Origin of the sequence: Alishewanella sp. d11 (assembly GCF_049390205.1) — a bacterium.
In the GTDB taxonomy this organism is placed as follows: domain Bacteria; phylum Pseudomonadota; class Gammaproteobacteria; order Enterobacterales; family Alteromonadaceae; genus Alishewanella.
The window spans coordinates 2,857,377-2,876,234 of the sequence record NZ_CP186547.1; the positions used below are offsets into that span (position 1 = coordinate 2,857,377).

At 40.8% G+C, this 18,858-nt stretch carries 15 protein-coding genes; all 15 read left to right on the plus strand.

Translation table 11 applies throughout. The features are described 5' to 3' along the window. The first annotated feature begins 7 nt into the window (after nucleotides 1-7). The 15 genes from ACO1PK_RS12995 (at nucleotide 8) to ACO1PK_RS13065 (ending at nucleotide 18,808) form a co-directional block, all read left to right on the plus strand. Nucleotides 8-898, plus strand: a complete 891-nt coding sequence (locus ACO1PK_RS12995; protein WP_423186031.1) for a formyltransferase family protein — start codon at nucleotides 8-10, stop codon at nucleotides 896-898. 2 nt (nucleotides 899-900) lie between these two features. Then, a complete protein-coding gene (gene rffA, locus ACO1PK_RS13000) occupies nucleotides 901-2,031 on the plus strand; it encodes a dTDP-4-amino-4,6-dideoxygalactose transaminase (protein ID WP_423186032.1) in 1,131 nt (376 codons plus the stop codon). After that, nucleotides 2,024-3,469: an oligosaccharide flippase family protein gene (locus ACO1PK_RS13005; protein WP_423186033.1), complete on the plus strand. Its 1,446-nt coding sequence runs from the start codon at nucleotides 2,024-2,026 to the stop codon at nucleotides 3,467-3,469. Before rffA ends, ACO1PK_RS13005 begins: the two co-directional genes overlap by 8 nt. A 4-nt stretch (nucleotides 3,470-3,473) precedes the next feature. Beyond that, complete coding sequence (gene asnB, locus ACO1PK_RS13010) at nucleotides 3,474-5,357, plus strand: asparagine synthase (glutamine-hydrolyzing) (RefSeq protein WP_423186034.1); 1,884 nt, start codon at nucleotides 3,474-3,476, stop codon at nucleotides 5,355-5,357. 73 nt (nucleotides 5,358-5,430) lie between these two features. Beyond that, nucleotides 5,431-6,516, plus strand: coding sequence for a non-hydrolyzing UDP-N-acetylglucosamine 2-epimerase (gene wecB, locus ACO1PK_RS13015; RefSeq protein WP_423186035.1), 1,086 nt, complete (start codon nucleotides 5,431-5,433; stop codon nucleotides 6,514-6,516). After that, nucleotides 6,513-7,760 (plus strand): glycosyltransferase, encoded by a 1,248-nt coding sequence (locus tag ACO1PK_RS13020; protein WP_423186036.1) that lies wholly within the window; start codon nucleotides 6,513-6,515, stop codon nucleotides 7,758-7,760. The genes wecB and ACO1PK_RS13020 overlap by 4 nt, the downstream gene beginning before the upstream one ends. Then, complete coding sequence (locus ACO1PK_RS13025) at nucleotides 7,744-8,889, plus strand: hypothetical protein (RefSeq protein ID WP_423186037.1); 1,146 nt, start codon at nucleotides 7,744-7,746, stop codon at nucleotides 8,887-8,889. Before ACO1PK_RS13020 ends, ACO1PK_RS13025 begins: the two co-directional genes overlap by 17 nt. Nucleotides 8,890-8,991: 102 nt before the next feature. Beyond that, a complete protein-coding gene (gene asnB / locus ACO1PK_RS13030; protein WP_423186038.1) occupies nucleotides 8,992-10,953 on the plus strand; it encodes an asparagine synthase (glutamine-hydrolyzing) in 1,962 nt (653 codons plus the stop codon). Continuing rightward, nucleotides 10,950-12,071, plus strand: coding sequence for a glycosyltransferase family 4 protein (locus ACO1PK_RS13035; RefSeq protein ID WP_423186039.1), 1,122 nt, complete (start codon nucleotides 10,950-10,952; stop codon nucleotides 12,069-12,071). The genes asnB (ACO1PK_RS13030) and ACO1PK_RS13035 overlap by 4 nt, the downstream gene beginning before the upstream one ends. A gap of 1 nt (nucleotide 12,072) precedes the next feature. Beyond that, nucleotides 12,073-13,011, plus strand: coding sequence for a UDP-glucose 4-epimerase family protein (locus ACO1PK_RS13040; RefSeq protein ID WP_423186040.1), 939 nt, complete (start codon nucleotides 12,073-12,075; stop codon nucleotides 13,009-13,011). A 39-nt stretch (nucleotides 13,012-13,050) separates the two neighbouring features. Beyond that, entirely contained in the window at nucleotides 13,051-13,605 is a 555-nt protein-coding gene (locus ACO1PK_RS13045; protein ID WP_423186041.1) for a sugar transferase, read from the plus strand. 81 nt (nucleotides 13,606-13,686) lie between these two features. Then, nucleotides 13,687-15,099 (plus strand): MBL fold metallo-hydrolase RNA specificity domain-containing protein, encoded by a 1,413-nt coding sequence (locus ACO1PK_RS13050; protein WP_423186042.1) that lies wholly within the window; start codon nucleotides 13,687-13,689, stop codon nucleotides 15,097-15,099. A gap of 83 nt (nucleotides 15,100-15,182) precedes the next feature. After that, complete coding sequence (gene galU, locus ACO1PK_RS13055) at nucleotides 15,183-16,091, plus strand: UTP--glucose-1-phosphate uridylyltransferase GalU (RefSeq protein ID WP_423186043.1); 909 nt, start codon at nucleotides 15,183-15,185, stop codon at nucleotides 16,089-16,091. Nucleotides 16,092-16,225: 134 nt separating this feature from the next. Continuing rightward, entirely contained in the window at nucleotides 16,226-18,298 is a 2,073-nt protein-coding gene (locus ACO1PK_RS13060; protein WP_423186044.1) for a polysaccharide biosynthesis protein, read from the plus strand. Nucleotides 18,299-18,400: 102 nt separating this feature from the next. Then, nucleotides 18,401-18,808 carry a hypothetical protein gene (locus ACO1PK_RS13065; RefSeq protein ID WP_423186045.1) on the plus strand — a complete coding sequence of 136 codons (408 nt, stop codon included), beginning with the start codon at nucleotides 18,401-18,403 and terminating at the stop codon, nucleotides 18,806-18,808. Nucleotides 18,809-18,858 lie beyond the last annotated feature (50 nt).

The following is an 18,858-nucleotide window of genomic DNA, read 5'->3' on the forward strand; positions in this document are numbered from 1 at the left end:
GATGGTTATGCAAAATATCGCGTTTTATCTGATGAATTCAAAAGGCTTGTTTTTACTTAAAAGCTTTATCGAGAGATTTGGTGTTAATGCGATTGGCTATGTTGTTTGCGAGCAAGATAAAGCCATTCAATATGATGGCTTTCACGAGATAAAACAGCTTGAGCAAAATAATAACATTCCTTTTTATTCTCGCACACAATTTGATGCCGAAATTGAAAACAAATTTTCAGCCTTAAAGTTCGCCATAGGCTGGCGTTGGTTAATTAAAAATGAAACTAATCTGATTGTTTTTCATGATTCTCTGCTGCCTAAATATCGCGGGTTTGCTCCCTTAGTAAATTCCTTAATTAATAAGGAGTTTTTTTTGGGGGGGGTAACAGCTTTGTTTGCAGATTGCAAGTATGATCGTGGCGATATTATTGCGCAAAAATCAACTGATTTTAGTTACCCGATAATAATAGAAGAGGCAATTAAGCAAATAGAGCCGTTGTATTTTGAATTGGTCGATGAAATCTATACTCGTGTTTTAGCAGGCGAGCAGCTTTCAAGATATAAGCAAGACGAAAGTCAGGCAACTTATAGTTTATGGCTAGATCATAAAGATTACTTTATTGATTGGGCTTGGTCAGCCGAAAAAATTAAGCAGTTTATTGATGCTGTGGGCTATCCGTATGATGACGCAAAAGCTAGATTAAATGATAGAGGGATTAATTTTAAAGAAGTTGATGTTCTGGATGATATTGTAGTTGAACATCGGAAAAGACATATTGGGAAAGTAATATTTTTAAAACAAGGTATGCCAGTCATTGTTTGCGCAAAAGGGTTATTAGTTTTGAAGGAAATAACCGATGTGAATGACAAAATGGTACAGTTAAATTTTAGAAGCAGGTTTAATTAAATATGATTCCATTTAACAAACCGCCTTTAACGGGCAATGAGCAACAGTATGTTTTGCAGGCGATGCAAAGCAATAAAATTTCGGGCGATGGTTTTTTTGGGAAAAAGTGCCAGGCCTGGTTTGAGGAAAACTTAGGTTGCCTTAAAACCTTGCTCACGCCTTCTTGCACGGCGGCGTTAGAAATGGCGGCGATATTGATCGACATTCAGCCGGGCGATGAAGTGATTATGCCCAGCTATACCTTTGTCAGCACCGCCAATGCGTTTGTGTTTCGTGGCGCAAAGATTGTGTTTGTGGATATTCGCCCCGATACGATGAATATTGACGAAACTTTAATCGAAGCCGCCATTACCACTAAAACCAAAGCGATTGTGCCAGTGCATTATGCGGGTGTGGGCTGTGAGATGGATGCGATTATGGACATCGCCAATCGTCATGGTTTGTTTGTGGTGGAAGATGCCGCACAGGGTATGATGAGTACATACAAAGGCAAGCCATTGGGAACCATTGGGCATTTAGGGGCGTTTAGCTTTCATGAAACCAAAAACTACACAAGCGGCGGCGAAGGCGGCTTGTTGATTATTAACGATGAGCGTTTTTTGCAGCGTGCGGAAGTGATTCGTGAAAAAGGCACTAACCGCAGCCAGTTTTTCCGTGGGCAGGTGGATAAATACACTTGGGTGGATGTGGGAAGCAGTTATTTACCCAGCGAGCTGCAAGCCGCGTTTTTGTGGGGGCAGTTAGAAAAAGCGGATGAAATTAACCAAAACCGTTTGGCAACGTGGAATGCCTATCATGATGCATTTAAACCACTGCAAAATGCAGGATTGGTAGATTTGCCAAAAATGCCAGAAAATTGCCAACATAATGCACACATGTACTACCTCAAACTAAAAGACCTAGACCAACGTACCGCGTTTATCGAACATCTAAAAGCCAACGACATAATGGCGGTGTTCCACTATATTCCGCTTCATTCTGCACCCGCAGGGCAAAAGTTTGGTGAGTTTAGCGGTACAGACCAATACACAACCACCGAAAGCGAAAGATTGGTTAGGTTACCCGTATTCTTCGGGATGGGCGAGCAAGAAATTAAAAAGGTTATACATACGGTGCTATCGGCAAATGATTAAGTCTTTTGTTAAGGATGCACTAATCTATACCTTGCCTACGGTTTTAAGTCGAGGCATAGCGATATTTCTGCTTCCAATCTATACGCGTATCGCCAGCCCTGAAGAATTAGGGGCGTTAGATTTGTTTCTTGTTTTTGGGAATATCATTGCATTTACGGTCGCTTTAGAGATTTCACAAGGGGTAGCGAGATTTATACCAGAACTTTCAGATATTAAGCAGCGATTATCCTACAGTTCAACGGGCTTATATTTTACTTTGTTTATGTATGCATTGTTTTTCATCACGGCAAGTACTTTTTATGTTGAATTGAATCATTTTATAACTGGCAAAAGTGAGTATGCTCCGTTTTTCCAATTAGCTTTGGTGTTTATTGCGTTGCATGGCTTTTTTTATTACTTTCAAAATCAGTTGAGATTTGAGGGTAATAGTGTCGGTTATGCCATTGTCTCGGTGTTTTATGCGGCGGCTAATCTTGCCTCGGCCTTTGTTTTCGGCATAGTCTATGATTTAGGGTTAACTGCTATTTTATATTCTATGATTGTGAGTGTGTTGCTTGCTAGTTTGCTGGGATTATTTTTATTAAGACAGTCATTTGGTTTGGTTTTTAAACCAGGCCTGCTGAAGCAGTTATTGAAGTTTTCAATTCCGCTTGTGCCAGCTAGTATGTTGGTTTTTGTGAGTTTGTATGTTGACCGTTATATGATCAACATGTTAATAGATCTTGAAAGTGTAGGGCAATATGGTGTTGCCGTTCGCTTAGCCTCTGCCGCAAGTTTGGTGATGATTGGCTTTCAAATGGCGATTACGCCCCTTATTTATAAACATTATAATGAGCATGATACCCCTCAAAGCTTATCGGTCATATTCAAATATTTTGTGGTGTTTGCAGTTTTTTTCTTTTTGGCCTATTCATTGGTGGCAGAAGAATTGTTGATCTTATTAACAACGCCTGAGTTTTATATAGTTGCGAACGTTATTCCGCTTTTGGTTTTAGCCCTGCTTTTTTCCAATATGTATGTTTTTATGCCGGGAATCGGTATTCGTAAAAAAACACATCTCATTTTCTTGATTAGTATCGTGGCTGCAGTTATCAATATTGTTTTAAACTATGCACTAATTCCAGTTTTTGGGATACAGGGTGCGGCGCTTGCAACAACAATTGGATATTTTATTGCCTTTTTGTTTTTTATATTTTTTAGCCAAAAACTCTATTATGTGCCTCATAAATGGCTAGGTTATTTGGTGTTGTTTGTTATAGCATCATCATTTGTGTACCTATACTTCGGTTACTTTGCAGAGTTAAATTATTTTCTTACATTAGTAGTGAGATTGCTTTTAGTTTTAACATTAATCGCTTTAATGTTTAAGCTTAAATTAATTACTGCACTAGAGTTGTTAACTATAAAAAATGCCGTTATGAAAAAGGTATACAGGTAAAGATATGTGTGGAATTTTAGGCGGTTTTTTTCAATCGCAATTAACAGATCAGCAGATTCATTCTGCATTGTCCAAAATGAATAATCGCGGACCCGATGATCGGGGATATGAGCGTTTTGGCACTGTTCAGTCAGGTGAGTTAATTCTTGGACATACGCGGCTTTCGATTATTGATCTCTCTGCGGCGGGTCATCAGCCGATGAATTCGCATGATGGGCGTTTTAGTATTGTTTTTAATGGTGAAATCTATAACTACAAGGAGCTTAGGGACGAATTAAAAGGTCTAGGTTTCGCGTTTTCAACGGAATCCGATACCGAGGTTTTGCTTACGGCTTGGCAGTGTTGGGGGCAGGCGTGTTTAACCCGTTTAATCGGGATGTTTGCTTTTGTTGTTTATGATAAACAGTTAAATACCATTACTTGTGTTCGTGATGCGTTTGGGATTAAACCGTTTTTTTATGCGCAAGACGGCGGGCAGTTTCTTTTTGCATCGGATATCAATGCACTTTTAGAATTACGCGAACAACCTAAGCAACTCTGTTTACAACGCGCTTATGATTATTTGGTTCACGGTGTTTACGATAACAATGAGTTGACTTTTATTGATGGCGTTAAGCACTTGATGCCGGGTTGTTTGATGGAGTTTGATTTATCAAAAGCCACTATCAGCAAAACCATCAAGTGGTGGACACCTTCGATTAAGGAATCTTCTGATCTGAGTTTTGATCAAGCGGCTGAGAAGGTGCGCGAACAGTTTCTCGAAAATGTAAAACTGCATTTACGTAGTGATGTGCCTTTAGGTGCGGCTTTGTCGGGTGGTATAGACTCGTCTGCTGTGGTTTGTGCGATGCGCCATTTAGAACCCAAAGCCGATATTCATACCTTCAGTTATATAGCCAAAGACTCGCCCGTTTCTGAAGAAAAGTGGGTTGATTTTGTTAATGAGCATACTCATGCTAAAAGTTATAAGGTCGTGGCAAATGGGCATGAGCTTTTAAGGGATTTGGATGACCTTATCCAAGCGCAAGGCGAACCGTTTGGTAGCACCAGTATTTATGCTCAATACCGCGTCTTTCAATTGGCAAAACAAAACGGCATAACCGTTACCCTGGATGGTCAGGGTGCGGATGAGTTGTTGGCTGGGTATTCCGGTTATCCTGTCCAGCGTATGCAGAGCTTATTTGAACAACGTGATTTTAAAACACTGCTTTCTTTCACACATAATTGGAAAAGCTGGCCTGGTAGAGGGAGCTTAAAAGCTTACAAATGTTTAGGGGCAGGCATGCTACCCAATAGTATGCGCCCCTTGTTTAAAGATTTACTCATAAAATCGCCGAAACCCGATTGGCTTAATATAGAATACCTAGCTTCTCAGGGCGTTGATTTAAAAACTGATTTACAGAGCCAACAAACTGAAAATCGTGGGCGCCGCGTTGTTGAAACTTTAGCAAACTCACTTCAATTAGAAGGCTTGCCCCAATTGTTGCGACATGGTGATCGTAACTCTATGTGTTTTTCGGTTGAAAGTCGTGTTCCTTTTTTAACGCTCCCAACATCAGACCTTTTATTGAGCCTACCGGAAGAGTATTTGATTTCGAATAAAGGTGAAACCAAAAGTGTTTTCCGTGCGGCTATGCGTGGTATCGTTCCTGATCAGATTTTGGACAGAAAAGATAAAGTTGGCTTTGAAACCCCTGAAAAAGTTTGGCTGACGGCCATGGCACCGAATTTGCGTCTATGGCTTCAAGATGCTAATGAGATCAAATTTATAAACACAAATGAACTCTTAAAAGAATTTGATTTAATTATTGCAGGAAACAAACCTTTCACTTGGCAAATATGGCGCTGGGTAAACTTTGTTCGCTGGCATAAAAATATATTTGCTTGAGCGTAACTGTTTTAAGTTTCGATTACTACAAGATGCTAAACAAGCTAAAATATAAATTTAGGATGTAGATTCAATGAAAATAGTCACTATTCTGGGTGCTCGACCACAGTTTATTAAAGCTGGTACTGTTAGCCGTGAAATTCTTCGTCAGTGCGAATTGGGGGCTGATATTAAAGAGGTTATTATCCATACAGGGCAACATTACGATGCTAATATGAGTGATGTTTTTTTTGAGGAAATGCAAATTCCTAAGCCTGATTATTTTTTGGGAGTTGGTGCCAAAACGCATGGTTCGATGACTGGGCAGATGATCGAGAAAATAGAAGATGTTTTGTTGAACGAAAAGCCGGATTGGGTTCTCGTGTATGGAGATACAAATTCTACCCTGGCTGGGGCGATTGCGGCATCTAAGCTTCATATTAAAATTGCCCACGTTGAAGCAGGTTTACGGTCGTTTAATATTCGGATGCCCGAAGAAGTCAACCGTATTTTGACTGACCGTATCAGCTCAATTTTATTTTGCCCTACACAGGCAGCGGTTGATAACTTGAAAAATGAAGGCATTAATCATTGGCAAAACAATGCAAAAGTGGTCTTGTCCGGTGATGTCATGCAAGATGGGGCTTTTTTTTATAAAAATTTGGCACAGCAACCACAAGGTTTTTTGATTGATGATGATTATGTGCTTTGTACAATTCACCGTGCGGAAAATACTGATGATCCAAAGCGCTTATTCGCAATTTTTGAAGCATTAAACCAAATAGCCAAAAACCAACAGGTTGTTTTGCCTTTGCATCCACGTACAAAAAAAATAATTCAAGAATTACAAATTAATACCAAAAACCTTACTATTATCAACCCAGTGGGTTACCTCAACATGGTTTGGCTAATACATCATTCGAGCTTAGTAATGACTGATAGCGGTGGTTTACAAAAGGAAGCGTATTTCTTTGCAAAACCCTGCATAACTATGCGGGATGAAACTGAATGGGTAGAACTAGTTGAAGCGGGTGCTAATAAACTTGTTGGTGCAGATAAAGCCAAAATCCTAGCCGGATACCAAACAATGCAAATGAGCTTGAGAAATGATTCCTATGACCCTAACTTATACGGTGGTGGGGAAGCTGCTATGAAGATTATAGCGGAGTTGTTACGTTGAAAATTTTGTTTGTAACTTATTTCTTTGCACCTTACAATTGCATAGGCGCAGTACGTACAACTAGAACGGCTGAATTATTAAATGAAATGGGACATGATGTACGTGTAATATCTGCTTATAATCAAAATTTAGCCCCTAATTTGTTATCAACTTTTCCTGAAAGTAATATTGAGAGAACAAAATGGGTTGACCTTGAGAAGCCAATATATTCTATCTTAGGAAAGAAAAGTGTATCATCTTTAAAGGGGAATTTACATAAAGCTTCATTTAAAGGTCGTTTTTTAAGCCTGCTTAATCAAGTTTATCAGCGAATTATATCTATTCCAGATAAGTATATAGGCTGGTATCCATATGCTTTTAAGGAAGCAAATAGATTAATTGATTCTGGTTGGTTTCCTGATGTTATTTATGCATCAGCTACACCTTACACTTCTTGTGTTATTGCAAATGCATTATCAAAACGATTTGAAATACCTTGGGTAGCAGAACTTCGAGATCTTTGGTCTGATAATCATTATGGTTATAATAGTTGGTTAGACCAAATTTTTGAAAGTAAAGTATTAAAAAGAGCAGCCGCAATTGTAACAGTGTCGGAACCATTAAAAGACGTACTCTCAAAAAAATACCCTAGAATTCCAGTTTCAGTCATTTTAAACGCATATGATGAGAATGATTTCAATTTAAAAAATACTAAACCAACTAATAAAGGATGTATTAATATCGTTTATACTGGATCTGTATATGCTGGAAAAAGAGATCCATCACCTCTGTTCGAGTTACTTTGTTCAAGACCTGATTTGCGAAAAATTACTAAGATTGATTTTTATGGTAGTAATCTAGGCTTTATAGATTTCTTAATAAAAAAATATGATCTTGGCTCATGCATTACTCTTAATTCCATGATATCCCGTGAAGAAGCTATAGCTAAACAGTCTAACTCAGATATTTTACTTTTACTTACATGGAATGATCCAAAAGAGAAAGGAATCTTAACTGGTAAGCTTTTCGAGTATATTGGTGCGGCAAAACCAATTTTGCTTATAGGTGCAATACACGATGATGCTGCTAACATTATAGTTCAAAATGGTTTTGGTTTTGCTGCTAATGAACCCCCAATAATCGGGGATTTTATAGACAGTGTGTTTGCAAATCATTTCTTATTTAATACAGAAAAACGAGTTTTGTATGAACGTAAGGAGCAAGTTGTTAATTTAGTACGAGTATTCCGTGATGTTATTAAGTAAACCATGGAGTGTTAGTCCTCTTGCTTTTTTTCTCGGCTTGGGGCTAGGTACTGGATATATGACTTCGTTGCGATTTCTGGGGCCAATTGGGCCTTCAGAAATTTTTTTCCTAGTTTCTTATCTCATATTGTTTGTAAAGTTTGGGCGTAGTTTAGCAAGGTTTAATTATGATTTTTCTGGGTTAATCAAGCTTTATTTTTTATTTTTTGTTTTAGTAATTTTTCCTCTAATGACCTCTGTCACAGCTCTTGTTCTTGGTGAAAAGGTATTTCCTGAATACATTGCCTCATTTATTCTTGGAGTCTCACTCTCTTTCTTACTTGTTGAAGCTCTAAAAAATAAATACATACATATGAATGCTGTAGTGTTTTGGTTTGCGATTTCTTTCATTATATCAAATTTGTTTACAATTTACTTGTTTGGTGTAACATCTGCGCAAGAACGCTACTCTGGAGCTGCTAGCAATCCAAATCAGTTGATGTTTTATGCATCCTGTCTTTCAATGCTACTTGTTATTTATTCAAGACGTCTGTCATTAATATTCCTTCCAATTGTTGTATGGATTGCATTGAAATCTGAGAGTGATGCTTATATCTTGACTTTATTTGTAACTCTTTTTCTATATATTGTTTTACTGGTTTTTTTTGGTAAAAAATTATCTTTCAGTACATCCATATTTTTAATCATTATTTTGATGTGTTTTGGCCTGTATTTCCTTTTTTTAAGGTTTTCTGATATTGTTTTGTCTATTTGGAATGCCGCTGATGAGGGTGGTGTTAGAATAAATCTTTTTATTAATGCTGTTTATGCAACATTGGAATCTCCCTTTTTCGGCTTTGGTGCTGGTAATTTTAGTGGTATTGAATCACCCTTTTCGGGTTTAGAGGCTCACAACACTTTTCTCGATTTTAGCATGCAATTTGGAATTCTATTTCCTGTTCTTATTTACTATGTTTTTTTTGTTTTTCTTATAGATAGAGTTCGCCAAGGCTTTTACTTGCAAGCTGCATTCGTAGCCGCTTTCATAGTTTCTGGTTTTTTTCATTTTACAGGTAGACATTTCTATTTTTGGGTCGAGTTTGCTATTTTTTACTTTTATGTTTTTTATTCGAAAAGAGCTAATTCTTGATGATAATTAATCAGAGTTATTTCATTTCTATAGCCTCAAGTTGAGCAGTGTTGTTGGATATAATTTAATGTACAGATATTTACTGTGAGTGGTAGATATTAGTTGCAATATGTATGGGGATTAAATTTGGTGTGTGGTTTTGCAGGTTTTATTTCACGTGATAAGATAGCTGTTAATAATGAGAGCCTGCTAAATAGCATGGCAATGGCCATGTTTAATAGGGGTCCTGATAGCTCAGGTTTATGGTATAATGCCGAAGATAATATTGGTTTGGTTCATCGCCGCCTAGCAATAGTCGACTTGTCTGAAGCTGGCCATCAGCCGATGTCATCAAAAAGCGGTCGTTATATGATTGCTTATAACGGAGAAATTTATAATCACCTAGAAATTCGTGCTGAGCTTGAAAATATCTGTCCACGTCACTGGCTTGGTCACTCAGATACTGAAACTTTGCTAGCAGCCATAGAGCAATGGGGTTTGAATACCACGTTAATTAAAGCGAGCGGAATGTTTGGTTTAGCTCTTTGGGATAATCAAGCTAAGATCTTGCAACTAGCCAGAGATCGTTTTGGTGAGAAGCCAGTATATTACGGTTGGCAACAGGGTTGTTTTTTATTTGGTTCACAACTTAATGCTTTGCGTGCTCATCCAGCTTTTAAGCAAGAAATAAATCGTGATGCAATAGCCTTGTTACTTCGTCATAACTATATACCTGCACCATATTCTATTTATCAGCAAATATTTAAATTACTACCAGGTACTATTCTTACTTTAGATGCAAACAATCAATTACTTGTAGAAAGTTACTGGTCGGTTCGTGATGTTATGGCTCAATCTGCAGCAGATATCTATGATAAGCCAGTTGAGCAACAACTTTTAGCTTTAGAGCAAACTCTTAAAGAGGCGGTTGCGAAACAAATGTCTGCTGACGTGCCGTTAGGTGCATTTTTATCAGGTGGTATTGATTCTTCACTTATTGTAGCTTTGATGCAGGCTCAAACAACAAAGCCTGTTAAAACATTTTCTATTGGTTTTGATGACCCTCGTTTTAACGAGGCCGAGTTTGCAAGAGAAGTAGCAAATCATTTAGGTACAGAACACACTGACTTATATGTTACTTCGGAGGATGCGTTAGCTGTAGTTCCCATGTTAGCCGATATCTTTGATGAGCCATTTTCTGATTCGTCACAAATCCCAACTTATTTAGTATCAAAAATCGCCCGTAAACATGTAACTGTATCCTTATCAGGGGATGCGGGGGACGAGCTGTTTTGCGGATATAATCGATATTTACTAACACGTCAACTTTGGCATAAGATCAATAAGGTACCTGTTTCTTTGCGGAAACTTGCCTCACTTTTGATGACTACCGTTCCTATAAAAGGTTGGGATTTTATCAATAAATTTTTGCCTACCCGATTGCAGCTTAATAATTTTGGCGAAAAATTACATAAAGCAGCTTCAGTAGTTGCATGTCGTAATGTTGATGATTTATATATGGGGTTGGTTTCTCACTGGCAGAACCCTGAGAAGGTAGTGTTGGGTAGCAAAGAGCCATCAACAGTTTTGACAGATCCAACACGTAAAGCTAATTTTACTGATCCAATTTCACAAATGATGGCACAAGACACTCTTAGTTATCTACCCGATGATATTTTAGTAAAAGTAGATAGGGCTGCCATGGCTGTTTCTCTAGAAACTCGTGTACCATTCCTTGATCATAAAGTGCTAGAGCATGCTTGGCGTTTACCTGAATACATGAAATTGAATCAAGGTCAGTCTAAATGGTGTTTACGGCAGATTTTGTATAAGTACGTGCCAAAAGACTTAATAGAGCGGCCAAAGATGGGTTTTGCCGTTCCATTAGATAGCTGGTTGCGAGGCCCCTTAAGGGAGTGGGCTGATAGTTTGCTTAACCATGATCGCCTAGTAACCGAAGGCTTTTTTGATGCTACGTTAATAACTAAGATGTGGAATGAGCATAAAACAGGCAAACGTAACTTGCAGTATCAACTGTGGGATATCTTGATGTTTCAAGCTTGGTATGAGAAATATCATAAATGAAAGCGAAGATACTTTTCGTCGTAAACGTAGATTGGTTTTTTGTTTCACATCGTTTGCCTATAGCTGTTGCAGCAAAAGAGGCGGGTTATGAGGTTCACGTCGCGTGTCAGTTGACAGATAAAGCAGATGTATTGGTATCCTCTGGTTTCGTAGTGCATGAGTTAAAGCTAGAGCGAAGTGGAACCTCAATTGTTGCAGAGCTCAAAACGTTATTTTCCATATGGAGATTAATTAGTAAGCTTAAACCATCGCTAATTCATATGGTTACTATAAAGCCCGTGTTGTACGCTGGTATCGCTTCGCGTTTTTTTCGCGTAGCCAGGGTGGCATCGATTTCAGGTTTGGGTTTTGTGTTTATCGCTGAAGGCTTTAAAGCTAAGTTGTTGCGTTTTTTTATTAGTTTACTGTACCGCTTTGCACTCAGAAATTCGGCAACGAGGGTTATCTTTCAAAATAATACAGATAAGCAGTTGTTTATTTCTCAAAAAATCATTGAAGAAAATTCGGCGGTTACAATCCGTGGCTCGGGAGTTAACCTAAATAATTACGTGATTAGTGAGGAGCCAGCGGGGGCGCCGGTTTTTTTGTTACTTGCCAGACTTTTAGTTGACAAGGGCGTCTTAGAATTTGTTGAAGCTGCCAAGTTGCTTAAAGCCCGAGGCTTGGATTGTCGTATGGTATTGGTTGGTGATACTGATGAAAATCCAAAGTCAGTTACTAAGCAACAAATTGATAGTTGGGTCTCTGACGGTTTAGTCGAGTATTGGGGCTATTCTAAAGATGTTAATTCAACCTACGCTAACTGTCATGTTGCTGTGCTGCCAAGTTATCGCGAGGGGCTACCAAAATCACTCATTGAAGCTGCAGCTTGTGGGCGAGCAGTGATTACTACAGATGTGCCGGGATGTCGTGATGCTATTACTCCTGACGAAACGGGTTTGCTTGTCGAAGTCAAAAATGCAGAACAACTCGCTGATGCGATAGAAAAACTGAGTGTTAATAAGCATTTGCGCCTGAAGCTGGGCCTTAACGGCCGGCGATTGGCAGAGGCTGAGTTTGATATCAACACAGTAGTGGGCATCCATCTGAAGCTTTATCAGGAATTATTGGGGCGTTGAATTGCTTAAGGGTGTAATTTTAATTACCGGTCACACTGGTTTCGTTGGATCGGCCCTGGTGGCCGCGCTATCCGGAAGCCAATTAAGACTCGTCGGGCGTCGTCACATAGCGGGGCAGCCAGGACAGTTTTTTCAAAAAGAACTTACTACTACTGAAGACTACTCCGACTGCCTGGCCGGCGTTTCGGTCGTCATTCATGCAGCGGCGCGTGTACATGTGATGGATGATACTGCTGCAGACCCGTTGGCAGCATACCGTGAGGTCAACGTTGCCGGAACTCTTAATCTGGCTCGTCAAGCCGCAGCGTCCGGCGTAAAGCGTTTTATTTTTATTAGTACGATTAAAGTAAACGGTGAGTCAACGCTACCAGGTTGTCCTTTGACTTCTAGTGATATAAGCCAAGCTACTGATGCTTATGGGATATCAAAAGTTGAAGCGGAAGTGGCTTTAAAATCGTTATGTGCAGAGACAGGGATGGAGTTTGTGATTATTCGCCCCCCACTGGTATACGGTCCAGATGTAAAAGCCAATTTTGCTGCTATGTTAAAGCTTGCCAAGAAGAATTTGCCACTGCCTCTGGGCGCGATTCATAATGCACGCAGCATGGTGGCATTGGATAATTTAGTTGATTTGATAGTCACCTGTATTGAACACCCCAAAGCTGCCAACCAGATTTTTTTGGTTAGTGACGATAATGATGTGTCGACCACCGAACTTTTAAAGCTGATGGTTGAGGCCTATGGCAAAAAGCCCTGGTTGATTCCTGTGCCGATGAGTTGGTTTAGACTGGCTGGTAAACTAACCGGTAAGCAAGCCATTGTGGATAGGCTCTGTGGTAATTTACAGGTAGATATTACCCACACCAAAGAAACACTGGGTTGGAAGCCTCCTATTTCAGTCGCAGAAGGTATTAGGCGCTGCTTTACTGACAGTATTTAGTTGTAATTATTAGATTGTTTTTTTGAATTTTGAGGCTTTATGTTGATTCGATTGCTGGACATTATTTTTGCTTTTTGCGGCTTGTTGTTTGGTTTTCCGGTTTTGGTAATTCTTACCATTATCGGCTTATTTGATACCGGTTCCCCGATTTTTCGCCAAGTTCGGGTTGGTCGTTATAAAAAGCCATTTACGCTGGTTAAGTTTCGTACCATGAAAAAAGATACCGCTTCTGTGGCGAGCCACTTGGCCAGTGCCAGTGCTATTACGCCGTTTGGTAGTTTTCTGCGTAAAACCAAGCTTGATGAGCTGCCGCAACTTTGGAATGTGTTATGGGGTGATATGAGCTTGGTGGGGCCGCGGCCTGGCTTGTTTAATCAAGAAGAGCTTACCGCTGCGCGTGATAAAAAAGGTATTTTTAATGCCCGCCCTGGTATTACTGGATTGGCACAGGTTAATGAAATTGATATGTCTACGCCTGAATTATTGGCAGAAACCGATGCCAAAATGCTGCAAAATCTTACCTTAGCCAATTACTTCAAATATATTTTTATGACTGTCGCTGGGAAAGGTAGTGGTGATCGCATAAAAAAATAACCTAGTAGCAATATGCAGCTTTGGTTTATCTGGCCTATAGTAAGTTTTACTCACTAATTTATTTTATACGCGGAGACAAGGATGTCGAAGTTTATTAGTCCTCCAAGTTTTATTCACCATGGTGCTGTTGATGGCGTGACCGGGTCTTGTCATGAATATCAACTTGCCCCCGATTATGCACTGCTGATTGACTGTGGCCTATTTCAAGGCGACGAGCAGGGTAGTGGTAATAAAAGTAACCTCAACATTAATTTTCCTATCTCGTATATCAAGGCGTTAATTGTTACCCATGTGCATATCGATCATGTGGGGCGTATTCCTTATCTGTTGGCTGCTGGTTTTAAAGGGCCGATCTATTGCTCTATCGCCTCGGCACACTTACTACCGCTGGTACTGGAAGATGCGCTTAAAGTTGGGGTAACCCGTGATGAACAGCTTATTGCTGGTTTTTTACGTGCGGTAGGCCGGCAAATTGTCCCTTGTGCTTTTAACCAGTGGCTTAGCTTGCCGGAAGAGGCTGGAGTATTTCGGCTACAAAAAGCCGGGCATATTTTAGGCTCTGCCTATGTAGAAATTAAGCATCAGCTTCAAATCGGCAAGGCTAAAACAGCTAAACCTTTTATTACCGTATTTTCCGGCGATTTAGGTGCACCCTATTCACCCTTATTGCCTGCGCCTAAACCGCCTTATGCGGCAGATGTAGTGGTTATTGAAAGTACTTATGGTGATAAAAATCATGAAAATCGTCGCCAGCGTATTCAGCGTTTAGAACAGGTATTACTGCACTCGCTACAAGATAACGGCACAGTGCTGTTTCCGGCCTTTAGTATTGGCCGAACCCAAGAATTATTGTACGAACTTGAAACGCTAATCTATCGTTTGCGCGATAAGCCTATTCACCAGCATTTACGTTGGCAAGAGTTGACGGTGATTGTCGATTCGCCGCTAGCGGCCAAATTTAATGTTGCTTACCAGCAATTAGCTGCCTGTTGGGATGATGAAGCAAAAAAACGGTTAACCCAAGGTCGTCATCCGCTTAACTTTAGCCAGTTACATACTATTGATAGCCATGCCGAACATCTCGCTGCGGTTAATTTACTTAGCAGCACCAAAAAACCGGCGATTGTTATTGCTGCCAGCGGTATGTGCGAAGGTGGCCGAGTTGTCAATTATTTAAAAGCATTGCTAGACGATGCAGCACATCAAGTGGTTTTTGTCGGCTTTCAAGCCCGCGGTACCTTAGGGGCGGCCATTCAAAAGTTTGGGCCGCGGGGTGGCTATGTTATGATTGAGGGCCAAAGAGTCGATATTAAGGCTGAAGTAATTACTTTAGGTGGCTACTCAGCGCATGCTGATCAAGCAGGTTTGTTACAATTTATTAAAGGCATGCGCAAAAAGCCACAACAGGTTAGAATAGTGCATGGCGAGGTTAGCGCTAAGCAGGTGTTACAGCAAAAGCTATCACCCTATGTTACAGAGGTTATTATTGCTTAGGCTAGCGTAGCCTCTTGGTGTGGCTACTTAGGTAAAGCAGCTTGCTATTATTAAGCTTTAAAAAGTTATCAAGTGAAGGTTCTATGAAAACAAATGTGGTTCGTAAAGCAGTTATTCCTGTAGCAGGTCTGGGTACTCGTATGTTGCCAGCTACCAAAGCCATTCCTAAAGAAATGTTGCCAGTAGTCGATAAGCCGCTTATTCAGTACGTTGTACAAGAATGTATCGCAGCAGGTATTAAAGAAATTATTTTGGTTACGCACTCGTCTAAAAATAGTATCGAGAACCACTTTGATATCAGTTTTGAGCTAGAGTCGATGTTGGAAAAGCGGGTAAAACGCCAGCTTCTAGAAGAAGTGCAAAATATTTGTCCAAAAGACGTTACCATTATGCATGTGCGCCAAGGTCAAGCTAAAGGTTTAGGCCATGCGGTACTTTGTGCCCGCCCGCTAATTGGGAATGTGCCTTTTGCGGTAGTATTGCCAGACGTGCTAATTGATAGTTACGACAGTAACTTAAAGCAAGATAACCTAGCGCAAATGGCGCAGCTATTTAACCAAAGTGCCGTTAGCCAAGTCATGGTTGAGCCAGTGCCTATGGCCAATGTTTCTAGCTATGGTGTTGCCGATGTGCAAGGTCATACCATGCAAGCGGGTGAAACCACGCCAATGACTGCTATAGTCGAAAAGCCGCCGGTAGACGAAGCCCCGTCAAATCTGGCCGTAGTAGGGCGTTATGTATTTTCACCGGATATATGGGAAGCGTTAGAATATACGCCGCTGGGTGCCGGTGATGAAATTCAACTGACTGATGCTATTGCCATTTTAATGAAAACGCAGCCGGTAAATGCTTACCATATTATTGGCCGTAGCCACGACTGCGGCAATAAACTGGGCTATATGCAGGCCTTTGTGGAGTTTGGTATGCGCGATAAAGTGCTTGGCCCTGCTTTTAGCCAGTGGTTAGCGCACTTACCAAGCACAAAGGCATAATTTAATTATTTTTTAATGCTGCTATACTGTATTTTCAGTATAGCGACATTTGTTTTATTTAAAGGCGCAAAAAGGTTGTTAGCGCTTTTTACTAAGGCAACTGTTTTCCCTGGGGTTGGGGTACGGAGTAAACAATGCTTGCATGGCTGCTATCGCTGCCGCGTTCGGTAAAGCGATTAGTATCAATTTTAATTGATACTTTTTTTTTAACGGTTTCTATTAGTGCGGCTTTTTTATTAACGCAAAATGGTAATACCAAACAGGTTGAGCTGATTGCTTTAGCCTTTTTTATTACCTTATTTCTTACGCTACTTATCTTTACCCGGTTGGGGTTATACCGAGCAGTGATCCGCTTTATGGGGCAGCATGCTTTAGGTGCGGTTCTTTTAGGTATTTTAGGGAGCTGTTTTGCTCTAGCTGGCTTATTTGCTTTATTGGGCGTACAAGAACGTGCCAGCTTAGTCATTGTGTATGGCTTATTAGCTTTGGTCACTTCAGGTGGTGTGCGTCTTGCTGCCAGAATGTTGTTGCAACCTAATAACAATTGCCATAAAACCCGCGTATTAATTTACGGCGCAGGCTCCTCTGGTCGGCAGTTAGCCCAAGCCTTATTAAACGGTGATCAGTATCAGCCAGTTATGTTCGTCGACGACGATTCGACCTTGCAGCGCTCGACCATTTTGGGCATTCCTGTGGCCAGTCCTGCGAACATTGCTAGCCTGATTAAACAAAAACAGATTGGTCGGGTGCTATTAGCCATGCCGTCGGCTAGCCGTTCGCGCCGTCGCGAAGTGCTCGATAAGCTTGAGTATTTGCCAATACCGGTGCTGTCTATCCCTGGTATGAGTGATTTAGTTGATGGCAGCATGCGGATTGATGAGCTGCAAGACGTTAAAATTGAAGACTTACTGGGTCGCGATGCGGTGGCTCCCAAAACCAAGCTACTGCATGCCAATATTCAACATAAGGTGGTTATGGTAACCGGGGCAGGTGGCTCTATTGGCTCGGAATTATGTAGGCAAATTATCCATTGCCAGCCCAAAACTTTAGTGCTGTTTGAGCTATCCGAATTTGCGTTATATAGCATAGAGCAAGAGCTGCAAAATACCATTAAAGAACAAGGACTAGAGGTCACGCTTATTCCAGTAATGGGTTCGGTACAGCGGCAAAATCGTTTAGAAACCCTGATGCGGACCTTTGCGGTAAATACCGTTTACCACGCTGCAGCTTATAAGCATGTGCCTTTGGTCGAATATAATGTGGTGGAAGGGGTGCGTAATAACGTATTTGGCACCTGGTATACCGCCGATGCGGCGATTAAAGCCGGCGTTGAAACCTTTGTGCTTATTTCTACCGATAAAGCTGTGCGCCCCACCAATGTGATGGGGGCGTCTAAACGCTTAGCAGAACTGGTTTTGCAAGCCTTAGCGCAATATCAAAGCCGTACCCGGTTTTGCATGGTGCGCTTTGGTAATGTTCTTGGCTCCTCTGGCTCGGTAGTACCGCTGTTCCGCGAGCAAATTCGCAAAGGCGGCCCCATAACGGTTACCCATAAAGATATTATTCGTTATTTTATGACGATACCCGAAGCCGCGCAGCTGGTTATTCAAGCCGGTGCTATGGGCAAAGGCGGCGATGTATTTGTGTTAGATATGGGCGAGCCGGTAAAAATTGCCGACTTAGCCCGCCGCATGTTGCATTTAATGGGCTTAGAAGTGCGAGATGCTGAACATCCACATGGCGATATTGAAATTAAATATACGGGTTTAAGGCCTGGCGAAAAGCTATATGAAGAGCTGCTGGTCGGCAACAATGTACGTAATACCGAGCATCCCCGCATTATGGCGGCAGACGAAGTCTGCTTAAGTTGGGAGGAGATGCAGCATTTATTATTACGCTTAGACAAAGCCTGTAACAATTTTGCGGTAGAAGAGATTATAGAATTAATTCGTAGTGCGCCTACCGAATTTAACTATAGTAATGCTACTAGTGATTTAGTGGTAAATGCGGCTTGCCCTGTGAGTGTGTTAGGGCAGTTGGCTAAAGTGGCCAATGCAAATGGTATAGTGAACCACGAATTGTCAGCAAATTTGACCAAGATGGCTTACTCTACCAGTAAAGACAGCAAGCAACATGTACCAAAGGAGTTGGCAGATACCTTAAGTTGTGCCGAATTGGCAGCTGATGCTAAGCAGCAAATTGCCTAATAAACCTACCAGTAAAATGCGGCAGATATCTGCAGCACTTTATTGCTAATACTGTAACTTTGATTTATGCTTATTCAAAATCTGTCTATAGAGGGAATCTTTATGAAAAAATTAGCTATTGCAACTCTGGCTTTGGCCATGTCTTTTAGTGTGTCAGCGCAAACTGAGGAAAGTGCATCGTCAGGTACTTCAGTAACCACTATTGGTGGTATGACTATTGCTACAGCCACTACTTTAGGTATTTCAGCTGCTGTATTAGCGGCCATTATTTCTAATGCGCAAGAGTCTGGTGTATTACCAGAAGGTCCAATTACTCCACCAACCACTAGCACTGTTACCTCTACTACACCCAACTTAACCTTAGTGTGTAATGAAGGTGATGGCCAACCAGTTGATGGCGTTTGTACTAACAACAGCACTACTGTAACCGTAACCGGTACTGGTACTGCAACTTCTACTATTACTGTACCAGTAACTCGCACTTACCCTGCTATTCTTACTCGCATCTAAGTGTTACTTCTTAAAAGCCGCCTTTGGGCGGTTTTTTTTGCTTGTTAAAA

Excerpts from the sequence above, each read along its gene's own strand:
- ACO1PK_RS12995 (WP_423186031.1), top strand. The coding sequence starts at position 8 with ATGCAAAATATCGCGTTTTATCTGATGAATTCAAAAGGCTTGTTTTTA.
- rffA (WP_423186032.1), top strand. The coding sequence starts at position 901 with ATGATTCCATTTAACAAACCGCCTTTAACGGGCAATGAGCAACAGTAT.
- ACO1PK_RS13005 (WP_423186033.1), top strand. The coding sequence starts at position 2,024 with ATGATTAAGTCTTTTGTTAAGGATGCACTAATCTATACCTTGCCTACG.
- asnB (WP_423186034.1), top strand. The coding sequence starts at position 3,474 with ATGTGTGGAATTTTAGGCGGTTTTTTTCAATCGCAATTAACAGATCAG.
- wecB (WP_423186035.1), top strand. The coding sequence starts at position 5,431 with ATGAAAATAGTCACTATTCTGGGTGCTCGACCACAGTTTATTAAAGCT.
- ACO1PK_RS13035 (WP_423186039.1), top strand. The coding sequence starts at position 10,950 with ATGAAAGCGAAGATACTTTTCGTCGTAAACGTAGATTGGTTTTTTGTT.
- ACO1PK_RS13045 (WP_423186041.1), top strand. The coding sequence starts at position 13,051 with ATGTTGATTCGATTGCTGGACATTATTTTTGCTTTTTGCGGCTTGTTG.
- ACO1PK_RS13050 (WP_423186042.1), top strand. The coding sequence starts at position 13,687 with ATGTCGAAGTTTATTAGTCCTCCAAGTTTTATTCACCATGGTGCTGTT.
- galU (WP_423186043.1), top strand. The coding sequence starts at position 15,183 with ATGAAAACAAATGTGGTTCGTAAAGCAGTTATTCCTGTAGCAGGTCTG.
- ACO1PK_RS13060 (WP_423186044.1), top strand. The coding sequence starts at position 16,226 with ATGCTTGCATGGCTGCTATCGCTGCCGCGTTCGGTAAAGCGATTAGTA.
- ACO1PK_RS13065 (WP_423186045.1), top strand. The coding sequence starts at position 18,401 with ATGAAAAAATTAGCTATTGCAACTCTGGCTTTGGCCATGTCTTTTAGT.